The sequence below is a fragment of the Kaistella antarctica genome, from assembly GCF_900109615.1.
Taxonomy (GTDB): domain Bacteria; phylum Bacteroidota; class Bacteroidia; order Flavobacteriales; family Weeksellaceae; genus Kaistella; species Kaistella antarctica.
Genome location: NZ_FOIX01000001.1, coordinates 432636 through 451707, shown reverse-complemented (window position 1 = coordinate 451707; position 19072 = coordinate 432636). Strand labels below are relative to the sequence as shown.

The following is a 19072-nucleotide window of genomic DNA, read 5'->3' as shown; positions in this document are numbered from 1 at the left end:
CTTTCTTAGAATCTTCTAAATCAAGAAATCAAATTTCCAACTCAATCACATAACCTTCATGTCCTCTGACATTAATAAAATCTCCACCTTCGAAAGAAAGATATTGTCCTTTAATTCCTCTCAAGACTCCTTCAAACTCCGGTTTTTTATCTAAAGTAAATGAAGCTATTTTTTCTGGTGCTTCGTAAGGGAAATCTAATTTTACGATTTCTTCCTCGCCAGAATAGAAGTTTTTGAAATCATCTGGGAAATAATTTTTGATTTTTTCTCGGAAGTCTGCTAAATCCAAATCATCTTCGAAATCATCTTCCAGCATTTTTCGCCAGTTGGTTTTATCGGCTAGATGCTCTTTCATGGCAACTTCAATCATGCCCGCTTCATAGCGGTTTTCTGTTTTGGCAATCTGAAGTGCAAATGTTGCTCCTTGATCAATCCATCTCGTTGGAATTTGCGATTCTCTGGTTACGCCAACTTTTACATCGCCTGTGTAAGCTAAATATACAATATGAGGTTTTAACTGAATAGATTCTTCTACTGCTAGATCACGTTCGCCAACGCCAAGATGTGCGGTTGAAAGTTCCGGACGAATAATCGATTCACTGGCAAATGGACTTTCAAAAAAGCATCTTTTACAGAAACCCATGCGGTAAATTTTCTCATCACTATTGCAGCTCACACAATCATAACCAATATGTTTCAATTTAATATTTTTCCCGATTAATTGATTCATATTAATTAAATCATTAGAAAGATTAAGAAAATATTGAATGGGTTTGCCGTTTTGAGTGACCATTTTAAGAATTTGTCCAGAGAATTTCATCGTAAATTATTTGCGTAAAAATAATCATTTGATTTTAATTAAATTTGTGTTCTCAAAACACCTGCATGAATTATTTAGTCACCGGCGGAAGCGGTTTTATTGGTTCCCATTTGGTGGAACACTTATTGAAAAATGGACATTCTGTCATCAACATAGACAACTTTGATGATTTCTATGATCATAAAATTAAAATCAAAAACACTTTAGAATCAGTTGGCAAAACTTTGGAGTTTTCATTTCATTCAAAGGAATTGGATATTCAAAAATTAATCTTCGAAACCTCTTCAAAAAACTATCAACTATATTATCAAGACATCCGTGATAAAGAGGGTTTAGAAAAGATCTTTCAGAAACATAAAATCGATTTGGTTATTCATCTTGCTGCCTTAGCTGGGGTAAGCCCTTCAATTGAGCGGCCGCTGGAATATGAGGAAGTCAATATTAAGGGAACCATGAACCTGTGGGAATTATGCAAAGAGTTTGAAATTGTAAAATTTATCAACGCTTCTAGTTCCAGTGTTTATGGAAATAATGAAAAGATCCCTTTCTCCGAGGACGATTCCGTTGAACAGCCAATCTCTCCCTACGCTGCCACCAAGAAGTGTGGCGAAATCCTAGGACATGTTTACCATCATTTATATGGAATTGATATGATTCATTTGCGGTTTTTCACCGTTTATGGACCACGCCAAAGACCCGATTTAGCCATCCATAAATTCACCAAACTCATATCGGAAAATAAAGAAATCCCTATTTATGGTGATGGTTCTACGGCGAGAGATTACACTTTCATCGACGATATCATTGAAGGAATTCAAAAATCTATTTGTTATATTGAAACCCATCACCAAGTTTATGAAATTATTAATTTAGGCGAAAGTGAAGTCATTAATTTAAATGAAATGGTAGCAACCATTGAGAATGAATTAGAAAAGAAGGCGGTGAAAAAATTACTGCCAAGACAGGCGGGAGATGTTGAGAAAACGAACGCAAATATTCACAAAGCCAAATCCTTGATTGGATATCAGCCCAGAACCCATTTCCAAAATGGCATAAAAAAGTTTGTGGAATGGTTTTTGAGAAATGGTTCTTGAAAAAAAATCAATTATTAATCAAAGTTTGTTGAAAATCAGAGGCAAAAAGATCTTTTATGTCGTTGATTTTTATATTTTTGCAAAAATTATATTATATGTATTGGACATTAGAATTGGCTTCTTATTTAAGCGACGCACCTTGGCCGATGACCAAGGCTGAACTTATTGATTATGCAATTAGAACAGGCGCACCAATGGAGGTTGTAGAAAACCTACAAGCCATCGAAGACGAAGGCGAAATCTATGAGTCTATCGAAGAGGTTTGGAGCGACTACCCAACCGATGACGATTTTCTCTGGAATGAAGATGAATATTAGAAAACACAGTCGATAGTCGTATTCGGCAATCGACTTTTATATTTTAGAAAAATTCTAAAAATTAAAATTTTTAAACTGGCTAATGCTCCCACGCACCAAGCCGAACGCAAATACTATGGGATTTATAGACAATGTTCTTAAAGGCTTTCTTGGTGACAAAAATGTAACCGACCTCAAGGAAACAAAAAAAGTTTTAAACAAAATAAAACCAGTAGAACCAAAAATTCAGGAATTAACTGACGATGGTTTGCGGGATAAAACTGCGGAATTTAAAGAGAAATTAAAAACTGCGACAGCTAATATTACTTCCCAGATTGAGCAGACTCAAGAACAGATCAAGAACTCCAGCAATGTTGATGAGAAAGAAGCGCTCTTTACGAAGATCGAAGCTTTGAAGAAAGATTCTTATCAAATCGAAGAAAAAGTTCTGAACGAAATTCTTCCCGAAGCATTTGCTCTGATTAAAGAAACTGCGCGCAGATTAGCACAGAACGGAGAAATCCGTGTTAAAGCTACTGATCTTGATCGCGAATTTGCAGCTACCAAAGATTTTATTGAATTAGACGGTGATACTGCAGTTTGGAAAAACCATTGGGATGCAGCAGGAACGCCAATCGTGTGGGACATGGTTCACTATGATGTACAATTCATCGGTGGTGTTGTTTTGCATAGTGGGAAAATTGCGGAAATGGCAACCGGTGAAGGTAAAACTTTGGTGGGAACCTTACCAATTTATCTGAACGCTCTTCCAGGAAGAGGTGTTCACGTTGTTACCGTCAATGATTATTTGGCGAAACGAGATTCACTTTGGATGGGTCCAATTTATCAGTTCCATGGGATGACCATCGATTGTATTGATAATCACCAGCCCAATACCGACGCAAGAAGAAAAGCCTACCAATCAGATATTACTTACGGAACCAACAACGAATTCGGTTTCGATTATTTGAGAGACAACATGGTAACTTCACCTGCTGAATTAGTTCAGGGCGAATTAAACTTTGCGATTGTTGATGAGGTAGATTCAGTTCTAGTAGATGACGCAAGAACACCTTTAATTATTTCTGGTCCAGTTCCACAAGGAGATCGCCAGGAGTTTGATACGTTGAAACCGTCAATCGACCGAATTGTCGAAATTCAGAAAAAAACGGTCAGTGCAATTTTTCATGAAGCTAAAAAATTAATTGCAAGTGGAAATACCAAAGAAGGTGGATTTAAACTTCTTCAAGCTTACAGAGGATTACCAAAAAATCGTCAGTTGATTAAATTCCTTTCTGAAAGCGGTCACAAAGCACTTCTTCAAAAAGTGGAAGGGCAGTACATGCAGGACAATAATAAAGAAATGCCGATTGCCGATAAAGATTTATATTTCGTTATTGACGAAAAAAATAATCAAATAGAGCTTACCGATAAAGGTGTAGAATATATGTCTGCCGGAAATGAAGATAAAGATTTCTTCGTTTTAAATGATATCGGAACTGAAATTGCCGAAATAGAAAGACAGAATTTAACCAAAGAAGACGAGTTCGAAGCCAAAGAAAAAATATTTAATGATTTCGCCGTTAAATCTGAAAGAATTCATACCCTAAGCCAATTGTTGAAAGCTTATACTTTATTTGAAAAAGATGATGAGTATGTGGTAATCGATGGCGAGGTAAAAATCGTAGATGAGCAAACGGGTCGTATTATGGAAGGAAGACGTTATTCAGACGGACTTCACCAAGCGATTGAAGCGAAAGAAAACGTAAAAATTGAAGCCGCTACGCAAACTTTTGCAACGGTTACGCTACAGAACTATTTCCGGATGTACAACAAACTGGCGGGAATGACTGGTACAGCAGAAACTGAGGCAGGTGAACTTTGGGAAATTTACAAATTAGACGTAGTGGTAATTCCTACCAACAGACCGATCACTAGAGATGATAGACAAGATTTAGTTTATAAAACAAATCGTGAAAAATACAACGCCGTAATCGAAGAAGTAACGAGATTGACTGCAGACGGCCGACCAGTTTTGGTTGGTACCACTTCAGTTGAAATTTCTCAGTTATTGTCTAAAGCATTGCAATTAAGAAAAATTCAGCATAATGTATTGAATGCTAAACTTCACGCAAGAGAAGCAGAAATCGTAGCAATGGCCGGAGGTCCAGGAGTTGTAACGATTGCAACCAACATGGCAGGTCGTGGAACCGACATTAAGCTACAAGGTGAAGTAAAGAAAAATGGCGGACTGGCAATCGTTGGTACCGAAAGACATGACTCGAGACGTGTTGACAGACAGTTAAGAGGTCGTGCCGGAAGACAGGGAGATCCAGGAAGTTCTCAGTTCTACGTTTCGTTAGAAGATAATTTAATGCGTCTTTTCGGTTCTGAAAGAATCGCGAAAATGATGGACAGAATGGGTCATAAAGAAGGTGAAGTAATTCAGCACGGTATGATTTCTAAGTCGATCGAAAGAGCGCAGAAAAAAGTAGAGGAAAACAACTTCGGAATCCGTAAGAAATTATTGGAATATGACGATGTGATGAATAAGCAACGTGATGTTATTTACAAGAGAAGAAAGAACGCCTTGTTCGGTGATCACTTGAAATACGACATCTCGAACATGATTTATGATGTATCAGAGTCATTAGTAAGCCGAGGTAAATTAGAAGGAGATTTTAAAGATTTCGAACATGAGATCATTAAATATTTCACCATGGCAGCTCCGGTTACCGAAAGTGAATTTAAATCTAAACAAGTTCCTGAATTAACCGATATCCTTTTCAAAGCAGCTACGGAAGATTATCAAATGAAGTTGAATCTCTTGAAGGAAAAGTCATTCCCAATCATCGAGAATGTGTTTCAAAACCAAGGTTCAATGTTCAAAATGATTCAGGTTCCTTTTACCGATGGAATTAAAACAATGACCATCGTCACTGATTTAGCGCAAGCTTTTGAAACCAAATGTGATTCTTTAGTCAATGATTTTGAAAAAAATATATCGCTCGCAATTATTGACGAAAACTGGAAATTGCATTTAAGAGAAATGGATGATTTAAGACGCTCTTCACAAGGAGCCGTTTATGAGCAGAAAGATCCCTTGGTTATTTACAAACAAGAATCATTTTATCTTTTCACCGAAATGGTAGAGAAAGTAAACAAAGAAATTATTTCGTTTTTATACAAAGGAGAAATTCCAGCGTAAAAAGATTTTCAATAGTAAAGAAAACTCCTTCAAATTTTTTGAGGGAGTTTTCTATTTTAGTCGTGATATTTTTTGTAATTTTAATCCATAAATTATTTGACTAATGGCATTAATAGACCTATCCAGGCAAGTAGCACTCGGCGTTGATATCGGCGGAACCAATACCAAATACGGACTCGTGAATCACCGCGGCGAAATTTTAGAAAAAGGCAATCTGAAAACAGATGATTTCCCTGAAGTACAGGATTTTATAAATGCTTTGTATGATAAGGTTTCTCCTTTAATAATGAAGTATTGTGGCCAAAGACATTTCGACGGAATCGGAGTTGGCGCACCGAATGCCAATTACTTCACAGGAACAATCGAACAAGCACCCAATCTCCATTGGAAGGGAGTTGTGCCGTTTGCAAGGTTAATGACAGAAAAATTTGAAGTTCCCTGCAAAATGACCAATGATGCCAATGCGGCAGCCTTAGGCGAAATGATGTTTGGAGCCGCCAGAGGAATGAAAGATTTTATCATGATCACTCTGGGAACTGGCGTTGGAAGCGGAATTATGTCGAACGGTCAGTTAATCTATGGTCACGATGGTTTTGCCGGCGAACTAGGTCACACGATCGTCAAACCAGGTGGAAGAAAACATTGGAGCACTGGCTCGGAAGGATCTTTGGAAGCTTACGCCTCTGCAACTGGAATTACAATTACGGCAAAAAAAATGCGCGCGGAATTTCCAAACTCTATGCTTAACAATTACTTGGAGGAAGATATCAATTCGAAAGTAGTTTATGAATGTGCTACGAAAGGAGATCCGACTGCGATAGAAGTTTTCCGGTATACGGGACAAAAATTAGGTGAGGCATTAGCCAATTTCGTGATGTTCTCTTCACCAGAAGCTATTTTGCTTTTTGGCGGCGTCATCAAAGCGGGCGATTTTATTTTGAAGCCGGCGAAACTTCACATGGAAAGAAATCTTTTCCCTATTTTCAGAAATAAAGTAAAACTTGTTTTCAGTGAACTGGACGAGGCTGATGCTGCAATTTTGGGAGCCAGCGCTTTGGTCTGGGAAAATGAGTCACCTGGTTTTCGTAAATATTAAATCTAAAAATTATTAATTTTTATCATCAGCACATATTGAGGTCTTCCAAGGGACTATAAATGAAAAAGCTGATGACCAATCTCTAGAAAATGGACAAACAAAATTTAGAATATATCACCTTTGGTGGTGGTTGCTTTTGGTGCGTTGATAGCGTACTTGATTTATTACAAGGGGTAGAATCTACAACGTCTGGTTATGCTGGCGGACATAAAGAAAACCCGACTTACGAGGAAGTTTGCACGGGAAATACCGGACATGCTGAAGTGGTGCAAATGGCTTATGATCCAAGGATTATTTCTTATGAGCAATTAATGGAAGTGTTTTATTTCCTGCATGATCCAACACAATTGAATAGACAGGGAAATGATATCGGAACTCAGTATCGATCGGTGATTTATTATACTACTGAAGCTGAAAAACAAAAAGCTGAAGAAGCGCTGAAAGTATCAGAAGCAACAGGGAAATATAGTGGAAAGTATGTCACTGAAATTACAAAATTGGATAAATTTTATCCTGCGGAACAATATCATCAAGGGTATTATGAAGCGAATCCTACCCAACCATTCTGTAGCGCAGTTGTAGGACCGAAGGTTGCCAAATTCAAAAAACATTATGGCGACTTAGGAATGCTAAGACCCGAACTTGATTAATACAAAAAGCGAAGACTAATCTTCGCTTTCTTTTTTTCTAAAAATATAATAGCCCGCTTCTGAGGGATGATCCTGAACATAATGTTCGGGATTCTCTTTTCTGATCAGCAAATAAATCATAATGTCGCCTGCTGCCGTAGCAGAAAATACAATTCCTAAAAATAAGATTAAAATATTCCCAATTATTAAACCAATGATTGCCGGAATAATACCTAGGATTAATAATGGCGCAAGTAAAGCAATGTTATAATGCTTTATTTTTAAAGGCTCTTTGCAATGGCAATATGGAGTTAACATCTTCCAAAGAATCCCAAACTTAATAGACTGCCATCCTTTTGGCGCGAAAAGAGCGAAGAAAACTCCATGGATGAGTTCATGAACTGCCATGCCCACAAGTATTATTAATAAAGGTGCAAATGCCTTTAATACTAAATACTCTGAGTCTAAGTCGGGCAACTGGAATCCCCAAATTAAATAATAAGGACCTGCGAAAATGAAAATAAAAAGCACGAGATATTTTAAAGCATCCACATTCGCTTTTGCCAAGTCGATGGTTTTTTTCTCTCTTGTAAATTGATCAAATTCCATATCTAAAAATTATGTAAATCAAGGCAGAACTCATTTAATAAAGATAAAAAAAAGACCGTTGAAAGATATCAACGGTCTTTAAATATTCTAAATCAAGTTATTTTACTAAAACCATTTCACTAATTAAGTGACCTGCATTTCCGTATTTTTCAATAGTCCAAAGAACCATTCTTACATCTACGTTAATTGTTTTTTGCATTTTCGGATCGAAGATAATGTCACCGCTTAGAGCTTCACTATTTCCATCGAACGCTAGACCTAACAGATTTCCATCACCATCAAGCACTGGAGATCCAGAGTTCCCTCCTGTGATGTCATTATCAGACAAGAAATTCACTGGCATGAAACCTTTCTTATCTTTATACTGACCGAAATCTTTTTTCTTAACAAGATCTAAGAATCTTTGAGGCAATTCAAATTCCTCATCTCCTTTTTTATGTTTCGCTACCATACTGTTAATTTCAGTGTAGTAGTTGTCTTTTTCTTTTTTAATAGAAGCATAATTTCTATCATTTCTGATAGGAAGAGTGGTGATTTTTCCTGTAGTCATTCTCATCGTAGAGTTCGCATCTGGATAGAATGCGGTTTCTGGCTGAGATTTTCTAAGACCATCTAAAAACAATCTGCTGTTCTTCGCGAAAGCATCGTCAATTTTAGCAAATTTATCACCAGTTAATTTCTGATCGGTTACAAAACCGTTTGCCAATTTCAATAATGGGTCTGCATCGATTTGTAAACGGTTAGGATTGTTCACAAAATTCATCGCTGATTCTTTGGTTGCGAAAATTGAAGAGAAAGCCATTGTTGAAAGATTCTTTGCATCTGCTGCCATTAAGGTAGATGACGCAGAACCTTTACTTACTCTTTGTTGATATAGGTTAACCATTGAGTTCAACATTTCACCTTCCAGCTTTACATTAAACTTGTCATAAACTCTGTCAATCGCGTCGGTAACTTTGGTTTTCATAGCCACTTTTCCTGCCTCATCCTGATCAGCATAGGTATTTAAAAGAGAACCTAATTGGTAAGCAACCGTTATGAACTTTGCATTTCTCTGTAATTGAGAAGAATAATTTCTTTCAACATTACGATCAGAAATTTGCGTGTAGTTCGATTGAAGGTCTTGTAAAATCCCACCATACATTGCTTGGTTTTCTGGCATTAAAGCCCAAGTCTGGAATTTTTCTTCCAAAGCTTGTTTTTCTGTAATGGTTCCGTTTTTGATAACGGCATCAATGGTACCTTGTCTATTTTTCCAATAATTGGCTACAGAAGCATACTGCGAAGCGTAATCAATTTTGGTAGCTTGGTCTTTATCCATATATTTCTTCATAACGTCCATGGCAACTTTAGAAGCTTCCACCCACGCCGGATAATCTTTACTAACCATTTGCTCGATTCCATAAGAAGTCAAATATCTGTTCGTTCTTCCTGGATATCCCAAAATCATTGCGAAATCTCCTGGCTTATAACCTCTTAACGAAATAGGCAAAGAATGTTTTGGCTTCATTGGAACGTTCGTTGGCGAATATTCTGCTGGATTACCATTTGCATCTGCATAAACTCTGAACACAGAGAAATCCACAGTATGTCTTGGCCATTCCCAGTTGTCAGTATCGCCACCATATTTACCTAAAGCATTTGGAGGTGTACCTACCAATCTCACATCTTTAAAATCTTGATAAACGAAATAATAAAATTCATTTCCATTATAGAAATCTCTTACTACGACTGTATATTTTCCGTTTTCTGAATTTTCAGCTTGAATTAATTTATATTCTGCACTGATGATATTGCTTCTTTCTTCAGCAGATAAATTGTTGTTAAGTTTGGCGTTGATTCTTTTCGAAACATCATCCATTCTCACCATGAACCGCACAGAAAGTCCTTTCGATGGAAGTTCTTCACTTTTTTTCATGGCCCAAAAACCATTGGTTAAGTGATCTTTTTCTGGAGTTGAAAGCGCAGCGATTTGCCCGTAACCACAGTGGTGATTCGTAAAAAGCAAACCTTCTTTAGAAACCATTTCTGCCGTACATCCGCCACCAAATTGAACGATGGCGTCTTTTAAACTAGAACTGTTGACAGAATAAATTTCTTCGGGAGTTAATTTCAAACCGTCTTTTTTAAGATCGACTCCATTCAGTCTTTTGATCATGCTCAAAAGCCACATTCCCTCATCTGCTTTCAATTGCAGGAAACTCAACATAAAGGTGAGTAATAAAAAAATTCTTTTCATTTAATAATTTATTTAAGTTGCTAATTTAGGAAATTCCTTTTACTTGATGGTTGTGAACAAATAAAAAAAAATGGATGAGAAAACTCTCACCCATTTTAAAATTATTTAAAGTACCTATTAATCTTTGATTAATTTAGTAGCAGTTCTTTGTCCGTCTGCTAAAGTTACATTAAGAATGTAAACTCCTTTTTGAAGACCAGCTAAGTCGATTTGTTTGGTGTTCTCAAAAGATTTAACTGCTCTTCCGTTCATATCAACCAATAAGATTGATTTCACATCGCTTTTCGAAACGATGTTAACCTGTCCTTTTGTTGGGTTAGGATAAATTGAGACTGCAGTTTTAGCTGATGCTGGGTTAGCCGTTGCTAAAAGTGCACCTAATTTATTCATCCCGCCCGTACCAGCAGTGTTTTTGAACGCACCACCATAAATAGTAGAAGCATCATAAGCTGCAAGAGCTGTAATTCCTGGGTCGCCGTTGATAGCATCCGCAGTTAATTCGGTCCAGTTTTCCCCTCCGTCGTAACTAATTGCTGAACCTCTCTCTGGATTACCAGCTCCCGAACTGATTAATGTCTGCACGGTACCAGGAACATATTTTAAATCTCCTGCATAATTGGTTCCAGACATTACATCTACCAGGGGCCAGCTAGCACCAGCATCTGTGGTTTTAAAGATGATACCATCTTGATCCATTACCCAAGCTGTATTAGCGTCTTTCAAAGTAAGTTGACCATTTGATCCAGCAGTAGTAACACCACCGAAATCGATAATTGGAGTTGCTGTAACAGTCCAGTTCATTCCTTTATCATTTGATTTCAATACTCTTCCTTGGTCAGTACCAATCCAAATTGTATTTCCTGCAAAAGCTTTGATGGTCGTATATCCATATTCACCAGATGTTGCTGGTAAATTAGCATCTGGAACTCTCACCCAGTTTGTTCCACCATTGGTCGTTGTAAAAATGGTAAATCTTCCATTGGCTGTATCTGGGTCTCCCATAGAAACTCCTGTATTGACATCCCAAAAGTAGATGGTGTTAGGAAATGAAAGTGGCTTGGAGTAATCAGCGGTAGTTTGTTTATTCCAAGTTGTTCCCCCATCCACAGTTTTCCATATTCCTTGGTTTGATCCATTAACCGCAACCCATGCTGTATTTGCATCTGCCGCTGTTAAATCTGAAATTCCAAGTGTTGTGTTTCCCACATTTATTTGCCCTGCTGTCCAGGTAGCACCTCCATTTGAAGTTCTGGTATATTGCTGCAAATTAGCTGCTCCTGCTCCAGGTAGCGCGGCATAAGCCCACGCAACATTTGCATTAACAGCGTGGATATCTCTCACCAAAGTAGATGCAGTCGGGAAATTTGAGTTCTGTTGCACCCAGGTTTGTGCTTGTGTTGCCATTGAAACTAGCGCAAAGCCAGTAAGTAAAAGTTTTTTCATAATATTAAAAGTTAATTGATTTGATGTAAAAGTATATCATTTACAAATTAAAACCAAAATTATTTGATACTTTTTTAATAGAATGACCAAAACACTACTGATGTAACATTATCGGCATTTTGAATTTAAGAGAAACTTTAGATATTTATAAGAGAAAATTAATCTACAAGCGTAGCATTTCAGAATGGGGAATGTTATCTTCTAAATAACTTTTGCCCGTAGGTGTAAATCCGAATTCTTTATAAAAAGGAAGTAAATAATCTTGGGCAGAGATCCTTATGGAAGTTTTTAGAAATCTTGCTTCGATTGTACTAATCGCAAACCTCATCAATGTTTTTCCTAAATTTAACTTTCGGAAATTCTGATGGGTTAGAACTCTACCGATAGAACATTCTGAATATTTTACGCCTGGCTCGAAAATTCTGCAATAAGCGATTACTTCACCCTCATTTTCAGCCCATAGATGGATTGCTTTCGGATCAGAACCATCAACTTCTGGATAAGGACAATTTTGTTCCACAACAAAAACTTCAATTCTTGCCTCTATAATTTGATGTAATTCTACGGTTGAAAGCTCGTCGAAAGTTTTAATTTTCCAAGTGATTGGTTGCATCATTAAAAATTTTAAAATGACGTGTTAAAACTTAACGTGGTTATGCATCAAAAACTCGTTGGTGGTTGTAATAAAATCTAGAATTGGTTCACCACCCGTTTTTTTCTCCGCAGAGGTTACGTAAACTTCAGGCAAATCCTCCCAAGTTTTCAGAAGTTCAGTTTTGTAGTTCTCTATATTTGCGGCAATCACGGTCGGCTTTAATTTATCTGCTTTCGTAAACGCAATTGAAAAAGGAATTCCGTTTTCGCCACACCATTCTATAAATTCAATATCGATGGCTTGGGGAGTATGTCTCGAATCTATTAAAATAAAAAGATTCACTAAATTTTTCCGGTTCAATATATAATTGGTGATCAATTTTTCAAAATCACGGCGCATACTTTTTGAAACTCTTGCATAGCCATAACCTGGCAAATCGGTAAGATACCAACTGTCATTAATGAGAAAATGATTAATCAACTGTGTCTTTCCTGGAGTTCCCGAAGTCTTTGCCAAATACTTATGATTCATCAATGCATTGATTAACGAAGATTTGCCAACATTTGACCTTCCTATAAAACCATATTCTGGCATGGTCGGTTCAGGACAGTCCTGCCATTTATCGCTGCTTTTTACAAATTCTGCTGTTTTGATTACCATAATTAGTTTTTATGTAGGTGACTCAATGAAAAATGGAAGACTAAACTTCCATTCAATTATTTTTTTTGTTTCTGTAACCAGGAATATAAGATATGATTAAACTCATCTGGTTTTTCCATCATCGCCGCGTGACCGCATTCTTCAATCCAGAACAGGTCTGAATTAGGCAAGAATTTATGCATATCAACTGCTACTTCTGGTGGCGTTACATTGTCATGTTTTCCCCAAATTAAACAAACAGGGATGGTTATTTTTGGCAAATCGTTTAACATGTTATGCTTAATGGCGCTTCGTGCTAACATGACCGTTTTAATTCCCTTCATCCTGTCATTCACTACAGAAAAAACTTCTTCCACCAACTCATTGGTTGCAACTTTAGGATCAAAGAAAACTTCTTCGGTTTTCTTTCTAATATAAACTTTATCACTTTTTCGAGGGAAACTGTCGCCAAATGATCTTTCGTACAACCCAGAGCTACCAGTAAGAACTAAGTTAGCTACCAATTCTGGTCTTGCTAATGTGAGAATTAAACCTACATGACCGCCCATCGAATTTCCAACTATGGTTGCAGGTCGTTTTACTTTTTCCTCTATAAATTTTGCAACATGTTTTGCAATCGTAGTAAGGTTGGTATTGAGAACGGGTAAATCATAGATGGGTAGAACAGGTACAAAAACCTTATATCCTTTTTCTGCAAAATATTTAACAGTATTATCGAAATTGCTTAACCCGCCCATCAAACCGTGTAATAAAATTACCGGCTCTCCTTCTCCTGCTTCAATAAAAGCAAACTTCTTATCCTTCTTTGTTTTAAATATCATAAATCTTACGCTATAAGCGTTTGCAAAAATACAAATTAAACGCCAAATTAAATTTATTTGGAATCTTTTATAGATTAAATTTAAGTTTTTTTGATCGAACCGCCAACTTCTACGGTTCAAAAATAAAAACATTTTTTAACTACTTTTTAATCAATGTGTTAATCTTTAAATCAAAACTTATTAACATTAAGTCAAAAAGTGGGAAAAAGTGGGAGCTATTGGAAATTTTTATATAAATTTGTCCCAAATGAAGAATTTCATCGGGACATACGAATGCAGAATTGACGACAAAGGTCGGCTAAAACTCCCCTCAGCTTTGGTAAAACAAATGGGGGATTTTGGCGATGACTCTTTTGTGGTCAAACGCGCCGTGTTCCAGCCTTGCCTGGAAGTTTATCCGATGCAGGCCTGGGAACAACTGATGAACAAACTCAATAAACTCAATCGTTTCATCAAGAAAAATGCAGATTTCATTCGGATGTTTACGGCCGGAGTGAAAATAGTAGAACCCGATAATGCTGGACGTTTACAAATTTCTAAAGACTTAACGCACTTCGCTAACCTTCGAAAAGAGGTTGTTATTACGAGTGCAGGTGAACTTTTTGAGATTTGGGATAAAGAGGAATATGAGAAAGTGATCACAACCTCTGAAGAAGATTTCGCAAAACTAGCGGAAGACGTGATGGGCTCGATTAGTTTTGATGAAGAGCAACAATAGAAATTCAAAGGAATTTAAAATATAAAAACACTTAGTACAGAAAAATGTATCACAATCCTGTTTTACTGAAAAAAAGTGTCGATGATTTGGTGACGAATCCTGACGGAACCTACATTGACTGTACCTTCGGTGGCGGTGGGCACTCCAGAGAAATTTTAAGCCGACTTTCCGCCAAAGGAAAATTATATGGCTTTGACCAGGACTTAGATGCGTTGAAAAATAATATCGACGACCCAAGATTCACGCTCATCAATCAAAACTTCAGGTTTTTAGAAAACGCGATGATGGCTTACGGTATTTCTAAAGTTGATGGCATCCTGGCAGATTTCGGAGTTTCTTCTCACCAATTTGACGAAGCTGAACGTGGCTTTTCAACGAGAAGCAACGCGCCACTTGATATGAGAATGAATGTGATGCAAATGTTGGATGCAAAAAAAGTCATTAACGAATATGAAGAAGAACATATCGCAGATATTTTATTTCAATACGGCGAGATTAGAGAGTCGAGAAAGTTAGCAAGAGAAATTGTGGCTCAGCGTAAAATTAAACCTATCGAAACAACCGAGGAGCTGAAAAAAGTATTCAGTTATATCCCGCAGTTTAAGCAGAATAAGGTTTACGCACAGATATTTCAGGCGATCAGAATAGAAGTCAACCAAGAATTAGAAGTAATAAAGGAATTACTCGTTCAGGCACATCGCATCTTAAAACCTGGCGGCCGATTGGTAGCGATTTCTTACCACTCACTAGAAGACCGTTTAGTGAAGAGATTTTTGAAAAACGGAATGTTTGAAGGAGAACCAGCGAGAGACATTTTCGGAAATTACGCTAAGACATTTGATCTTTTACAAACGAAAGCGGTGGTACCAGATGGTGACGAAATTAAAGAAAATTCACGCGCCCGAAGTGCAAAATTAAGAACAGGAATAAAAATATAAAGAGTTCGTAAAAAGCGATAAGCAACATAATTACTCATTGCTAATCAATTATTACTCACCAAAAATAAATGGCAAAAAGACCAGCAAATCGTCCACAAAAAAGACTCACTTTTATTGATATAATAAAAGGGAATTTTTTGAACCGTGATGAAGTAACTATTCATTACCGATATTTTGTGCTGGTGTTTTTTCTTTTAATGATCATGATTTATAGCAATCACCTGGTCAGCCAGAAAATTGAACAGGTAAATATTTTAAAAGAACAGACCGAAGAATTTAAGTCGCGAAATGCCTACGCTCAAAGTCGACTCATTAAAGTAAAATTAGAATCAGAATTAGGAAAAGAAATGGTGCAGGATTCCCTACTATCATTAGAAAATCATCCACACAAAATATTGATAAAATTAGATAGTCTAGATGGCAGTACAAAATGAATTTGAAAAAAAACGCTCAAAAACATTGAGATGGGGCTACCTTTTTACAGGGTTTGCCTTCGTTCTTTTTGTGGTGTTTCTTGCCAGAATTCTTATTTTACAAAACACCAATGTTCAGGAAATCAAAGACGATTACATCAATAAAAATTATCGGGAAGCAACTCTAAAAGCGGCTCGCGGAAATCTTTACGCTGCCGACGGTTCCATCTTGGCAACGACTGTAATGAGATACGACGTTTATCTGGATTTTAAAATCATTAAAGACACCGTTTATTCTAACAACATTGGCTCTTTAACCGACTCATTATCAAAAATGTTCGGGAAACCAAGAAGTTATTTCAGAGATCGGTTTGATCAGCAGAAAAAAGCCAAAAACCAATATTATTCTTTGGTAAAAGGACTTGATTTTGACGATTATGATCGTCTACGCCAGTTTCCAATTTTTAAGAAAGGAAAAAATAGAGGTGGATTTATCGTCGATAGAAACTACAAAAGAGAATTAGCCACAACGCAAATCGGTGCTGGAACCATTGGGATGGATAATGAAATTGCTAAATCTGGATTAGAAGGTGCATTTTCGAAATATCTAACTGGCGCAGATGGAACACGTTTAGAACAAAGAGTCAATTCTAGCCAATGGAAACCAATCGATTACTGGAAAGTAAACGAACCCATCGACGGTCAGGATGTTTATACGACAATAGATTTGAGAATTCAGGATATTGCCCATTCTGCTTTAGAAAAACAGTTGGTAAAATTCGATGCGGAACATGGATCCGTCATCGTCATGGAAGTTTCCACGGGGAAAGTCAAGGCGATGGTCAACTTACGCCGAACTGAACCTGAGATTTATGTCGATGCCTATAATTACGCTATAAAAGACAATATCGAACCAGGGTCTACTTTCAAAACAATTTCATTATTAGCAGCGATGGACGATGGTTTCATTGATGAAAGCACAACCGTAAATGTTGGAAATGGGGTTTGGACTTATGCTAAACAAAGGATTTCCGATGGTCACGGTGGTGGAACTTATGAAATCTCAGATGTTCTGGCAAAATCAAGTAACGTCGGAACTGCAAAACTGATTACTAAGTATTACTCAGATAAACCAGAAGTCTTTTTGGACCATCTTAGAAGATGGAAGTTATTCGATAAAATGGATATCGAACTGCCTGGAATTACAAAACCAAGAATTATAACACCGAAAAGTAAAACGTGGAGCCCAGGTGCTTTGGCTTCTATTTCTTTCGGCTATGCGACCAATATTAATCTTCTGCAGCTTACTACTTTTTATAACGGAATTGCGAACAATGGCAAAATGGTAGAGCCACTTTTCATCGAAAAAATTTTAAAGGATGGAAGAACATTGTATCAGGCAAAGCCAAAAGTAATGGTTAACAAAATGGCCTCAGAAAAAGCCATTAAAATGATGACCAGCGCTTTAACCAAAGCTGTTGAAAAAGGAACCGCAAGAAGTATTTTCACCCCAAATTTAAAAATGGCTGGGAAAACTGGAACGGCCAGATTTGAATACTGGTTGCCAGGTCCAATGAAATACAGAGCCTCGTTTGCGGGATTTTATCCCTCAGACAATCCGAAATACACCTGTTATGTGATGGTGAGTGAACCAGACAACTCAAAAGGATTTTACGGTTCTACCGTGGCGGCGCCAGTCTTTAAAGAAATTGCCGGAAAGACATTTTTGAAAACGCCGCAGAATATTGAAAAAGAAATGTTGGTGGATCGTAAAGTTGATCTCAGTAAAATGACTGAACCCAATGTAAAAATTGCTGTAAAAGATAAAACAATGCCTAGAGTGACTGGATTGATTGGTAAAAATATTATCCCTCAATTAGAAAACCAAGGTTATCGGGTTGATTATAAAGGTGTCGGAAAAATAAAAGAACAGTTCCCATTGGAAGGAACCATCATTAATAAAGACCAAAGAATTTATCTGCAACTGCAGAATTAATTCTATAACAATATGAAATTAGAAGATTTATTAAACAGAATTCCCGTCCTAGAAACACTCGGAGATACAAACCGAGAAGTTTCAGCATTAACTTTTGACAGCCGAAAAGCAGTTGAGAACTCCTTGTATGTTGCAATAAAAGGAACTGTTTCAAATGGTCATGATTTCATCAAAGCCGCTATTGAAAAAGGGGCAAATGTAATTGTTTGCGAGGAATTTCCAAATGAGATTATAGAAGATATTACTTATCTTAAAGTAAAAGATGCTTCCAAAACTTTGGGACATCTTGCGTCTAATTTTTACGGAAATCCGTCGTCAAAACTAAACCTCATCGGAATTACAGGAACTAACGGAAAGACCTCTACCACTACTCTATTGTTTGATGTATTTAAAATATTAGGTTTTAAATCTGCGTTAATTTCTACGGTTGAATATAGGATTGATGACGAAATCATTCCCTCAACCCACACCACTCCAGATGTTATTCGTTTGAACCAAATTTTGGCGAAAGCAGTGGAATCAGGTTGTGAGTATGCCTTTATGGAAGTGTCTTCGCACGGAATTCACCAGCAAAGAACGGAAGGTTTACAATTTAAAATCGCCGGTTTTACCAATATCACTCATGATCATTTAGATTATCATAAAACTTTTGCTGAATATCTGAATACCAAAAAACGATTTTTCGATGACTTGAATTCAGATGCTATCGCCATTACCAATGTTGATGACAGAAACGGAAACGTGATGTTACAAAATACCAAAGCGACTAAGAAAACCTACGCTTTGAAAACGATGGCAGATTTCCATGGAAAAATCACAGAGGTAGATTTTAATGGAATGCTGCTCAACTTTAATGGAAAGGAGTTTTGGACTACGGTTACTGGAAAATTCAATGCTTACAATTTGTTGCTAGCTTATGCAGTTGCCATCGAATGCGGCTTTCATGAAGATGATATTTTACCCGCAATGTCTCAATTAAAAAGAGTGAAAGGAAGATTTGAAACCGTAAAATCAGATGGAGGGGTTTTCTTCGTCGTCGATTATGCGCACACGCCAGATGCTTTAGAAAACGTATTAGATTCGATTAATGAAATCCGGACCAAAAACGAAAGACTGATTACCGTCTTCGGTTGTGGTGGCGACCGAGATGCGACCAAACGTCCAGAAATGGGCAGAATTGCAACCCGTAAATCAACTTTGGCAATTATTACCTCAGACAATCCACGAACGGAAAATCCTGGGGATATTATTAAAGAAATCGAAGCAGGCGTAGAGCCACAATATTTCAGCAAATACACTTCAATTCCAGACCGAAGAGAAGCAATAAAAATGGCCATCAAATTTGCCGAACCGAAAGATATTATCGTGGTAGCCGGAAAAGGTCACGAAACCTATCAGGAAATTAACGGAGTGAAAAACCACTTTGACGATACAGAAACGATTATAGAACTCGCCAGATTAATGTCGAAATAAAAGTTTTAAACTTTAAACCAACAA

The 19072-nt window shown here is 37.1% G+C and carries 17 protein-coding genes; 10 read left to right on the top strand and 7 right to left on the bottom strand.

What is annotated here, in order from left to right:
- Positions 1-28 precede the first annotated feature (28 nt).
- Positions 29-820 carry a DUF2797 domain-containing protein gene (locus BMX49_RS02135; protein ID WP_034718187.1) on the bottom strand — a complete coding sequence of 264 codons (792 nt, stop codon included), beginning with the start codon at positions 818-820 and terminating at the stop codon, positions 29-31.
- A gap of 65 nt (positions 821-885) precedes the next feature.
- Here BMX49_RS02135 and BMX49_RS02130 point away from each other — a divergent pair, with 65 nt between their 5' ends.
- From BMX49_RS02130 to msrA, 5 genes are all read left to right on the top strand, one after another.
- Positions 886-1914, top strand: coding sequence for a GDP-mannose 4,6-dehydratase (locus BMX49_RS02130; protein WP_034718185.1), 1029 nt, complete (start codon positions 886-888; stop codon positions 1912-1914).
- Between the two features lie 95 nt (positions 1915-2009).
- Positions 2010-2231, top strand: a complete 222-nt coding sequence (locus tag BMX49_RS02125; RefSeq protein WP_015807225.1) for a DUF2795 domain-containing protein — start codon at positions 2010-2012, stop codon at positions 2229-2231.
- A gap of 115 nt (positions 2232-2346) precedes the next feature.
- Positions 2347-5418 carry a preprotein translocase subunit SecA gene (gene secA / locus BMX49_RS02120; protein WP_034721084.1) on the top strand — a complete coding sequence of 1024 codons (3072 nt, stop codon included), beginning with the start codon at positions 2347-2349 and terminating at the stop codon, positions 5416-5418.
- Between the two features lie 103 nt (positions 5419-5521).
- Positions 5522-6514, top strand: a complete 993-nt coding sequence (locus BMX49_RS02115) for an ROK family protein (RefSeq protein ID WP_034718183.1) — start codon at positions 5522-5524, stop codon at positions 6512-6514.
- A gap of 89 nt (positions 6515-6603) precedes the next feature.
- Complete coding sequence (msrA, locus tag BMX49_RS02110; RefSeq protein ID WP_034718180.1) at positions 6604-7164, top strand: peptide-methionine (S)-S-oxide reductase MsrA; 561 nt, start codon at positions 6604-6606, stop codon at positions 7162-7164.
- A gap of 15 nt (positions 7165-7179) precedes the next feature.
- Here msrA and BMX49_RS02105 read toward each other — a convergent pair whose 3' ends face one another.
- The 6 genes from BMX49_RS02105 to BMX49_RS02080 all read right to left on the bottom strand — a co-directional run bounded on the left by BMX49_RS02105 (position 7180) and on the right by BMX49_RS02080 (position 13510).
- The gene (locus BMX49_RS02105) at positions 7180-7752 is read right to left on the bottom strand and encodes a DUF3267 domain-containing protein (protein WP_034718178.1); all 573 of its coding nucleotides are present in this window, start codon (positions 7750-7752) and stop codon (positions 7180-7182) included.
- Between the two features lie 97 nt (positions 7753-7849).
- On the bottom strand, positions 7850-9991 hold the full coding sequence (locus tag BMX49_RS02100; RefSeq protein ID WP_034718176.1) for a S46 family peptidase: 2142 nt from the start codon (positions 9989-9991) through the stop codon (positions 7850-7852).
- Positions 9992-10108: 117 nt separating this feature from the next.
- Entirely contained in the window at positions 10109-11434 is a 1326-nt protein-coding gene (locus tag BMX49_RS02095; protein ID WP_034718174.1) for a T9SS type A sorting domain-containing protein, read from the bottom strand.
- Between the two features lie 163 nt (positions 11435-11597).
- Positions 11598-12047, bottom strand: coding sequence for a GNAT family N-acetyltransferase (locus BMX49_RS02090; RefSeq protein WP_034721081.1), 450 nt, complete (start codon positions 12045-12047; stop codon positions 11598-11600).
- A 24-nt stretch (positions 12048-12071) separates the two neighbouring features.
- Positions 12072-12689, bottom strand: coding sequence for a ribosome biogenesis GTP-binding protein YihA/YsxC (gene yihA / locus BMX49_RS02085; protein WP_034718172.1), 618 nt, complete (start codon positions 12687-12689; stop codon positions 12072-12074).
- Positions 12690-12745: 56 nt separating this feature from the next.
- Entirely contained in the window at positions 12746-13510 is a 765-nt protein-coding gene (locus tag BMX49_RS02080) for an alpha/beta fold hydrolase (protein WP_034718170.1), read from the bottom strand.
- A gap of 247 nt (positions 13511-13757) precedes the next feature.
- Between BMX49_RS02080 and mraZ the strand changes: the two genes are divergently transcribed.
- From mraZ to BMX49_RS02050, 5 genes are all read left to right on the top strand, one after another.
- Entirely contained in the window at positions 13758-14228 is a 471-nt protein-coding gene (mraZ, locus tag BMX49_RS02070) for a division/cell wall cluster transcriptional repressor MraZ (protein WP_034718165.1), read from the top strand.
- Positions 14229-14272: 44 nt separating this feature from the next.
- Positions 14273-15166 (top strand): 16S rRNA (cytosine(1402)-N(4))-methyltransferase RsmH, encoded by an 894-nt coding sequence (gene rsmH, locus BMX49_RS02065; protein ID WP_034718163.1) that lies wholly within the window; start codon positions 14273-14275, stop codon positions 15164-15166.
- A 68-nt stretch (positions 15167-15234) separates the two neighbouring features.
- A complete protein-coding gene (locus BMX49_RS02060) occupies positions 15235-15600 on the top strand; it encodes an FtsL-like putative cell division protein (RefSeq protein ID WP_034718161.1) in 366 nt (121 codons plus the stop codon).
- Complete coding sequence (locus tag BMX49_RS02055; protein ID WP_034718160.1) at positions 15584-17575, top strand: penicillin-binding transpeptidase domain-containing protein; 1992 nt, start codon at positions 15584-15586, stop codon at positions 17573-17575. The genes BMX49_RS02060 and BMX49_RS02055 overlap by 17 nt, the downstream gene beginning before the upstream one ends.
- 12 nt (positions 17576-17587) lie before the next feature.
- Positions 17588-19048: a UDP-N-acetylmuramoyl-L-alanyl-D-glutamate--2,6-diaminopimelate ligase gene (locus BMX49_RS02050; protein ID WP_034718158.1), complete on the top strand. Its 1461-nt coding sequence runs from the start codon at positions 17588-17590 to the stop codon at positions 19046-19048.
- The last annotated feature ends 24 nt before the right edge of the window (positions 19049-19072 follow it).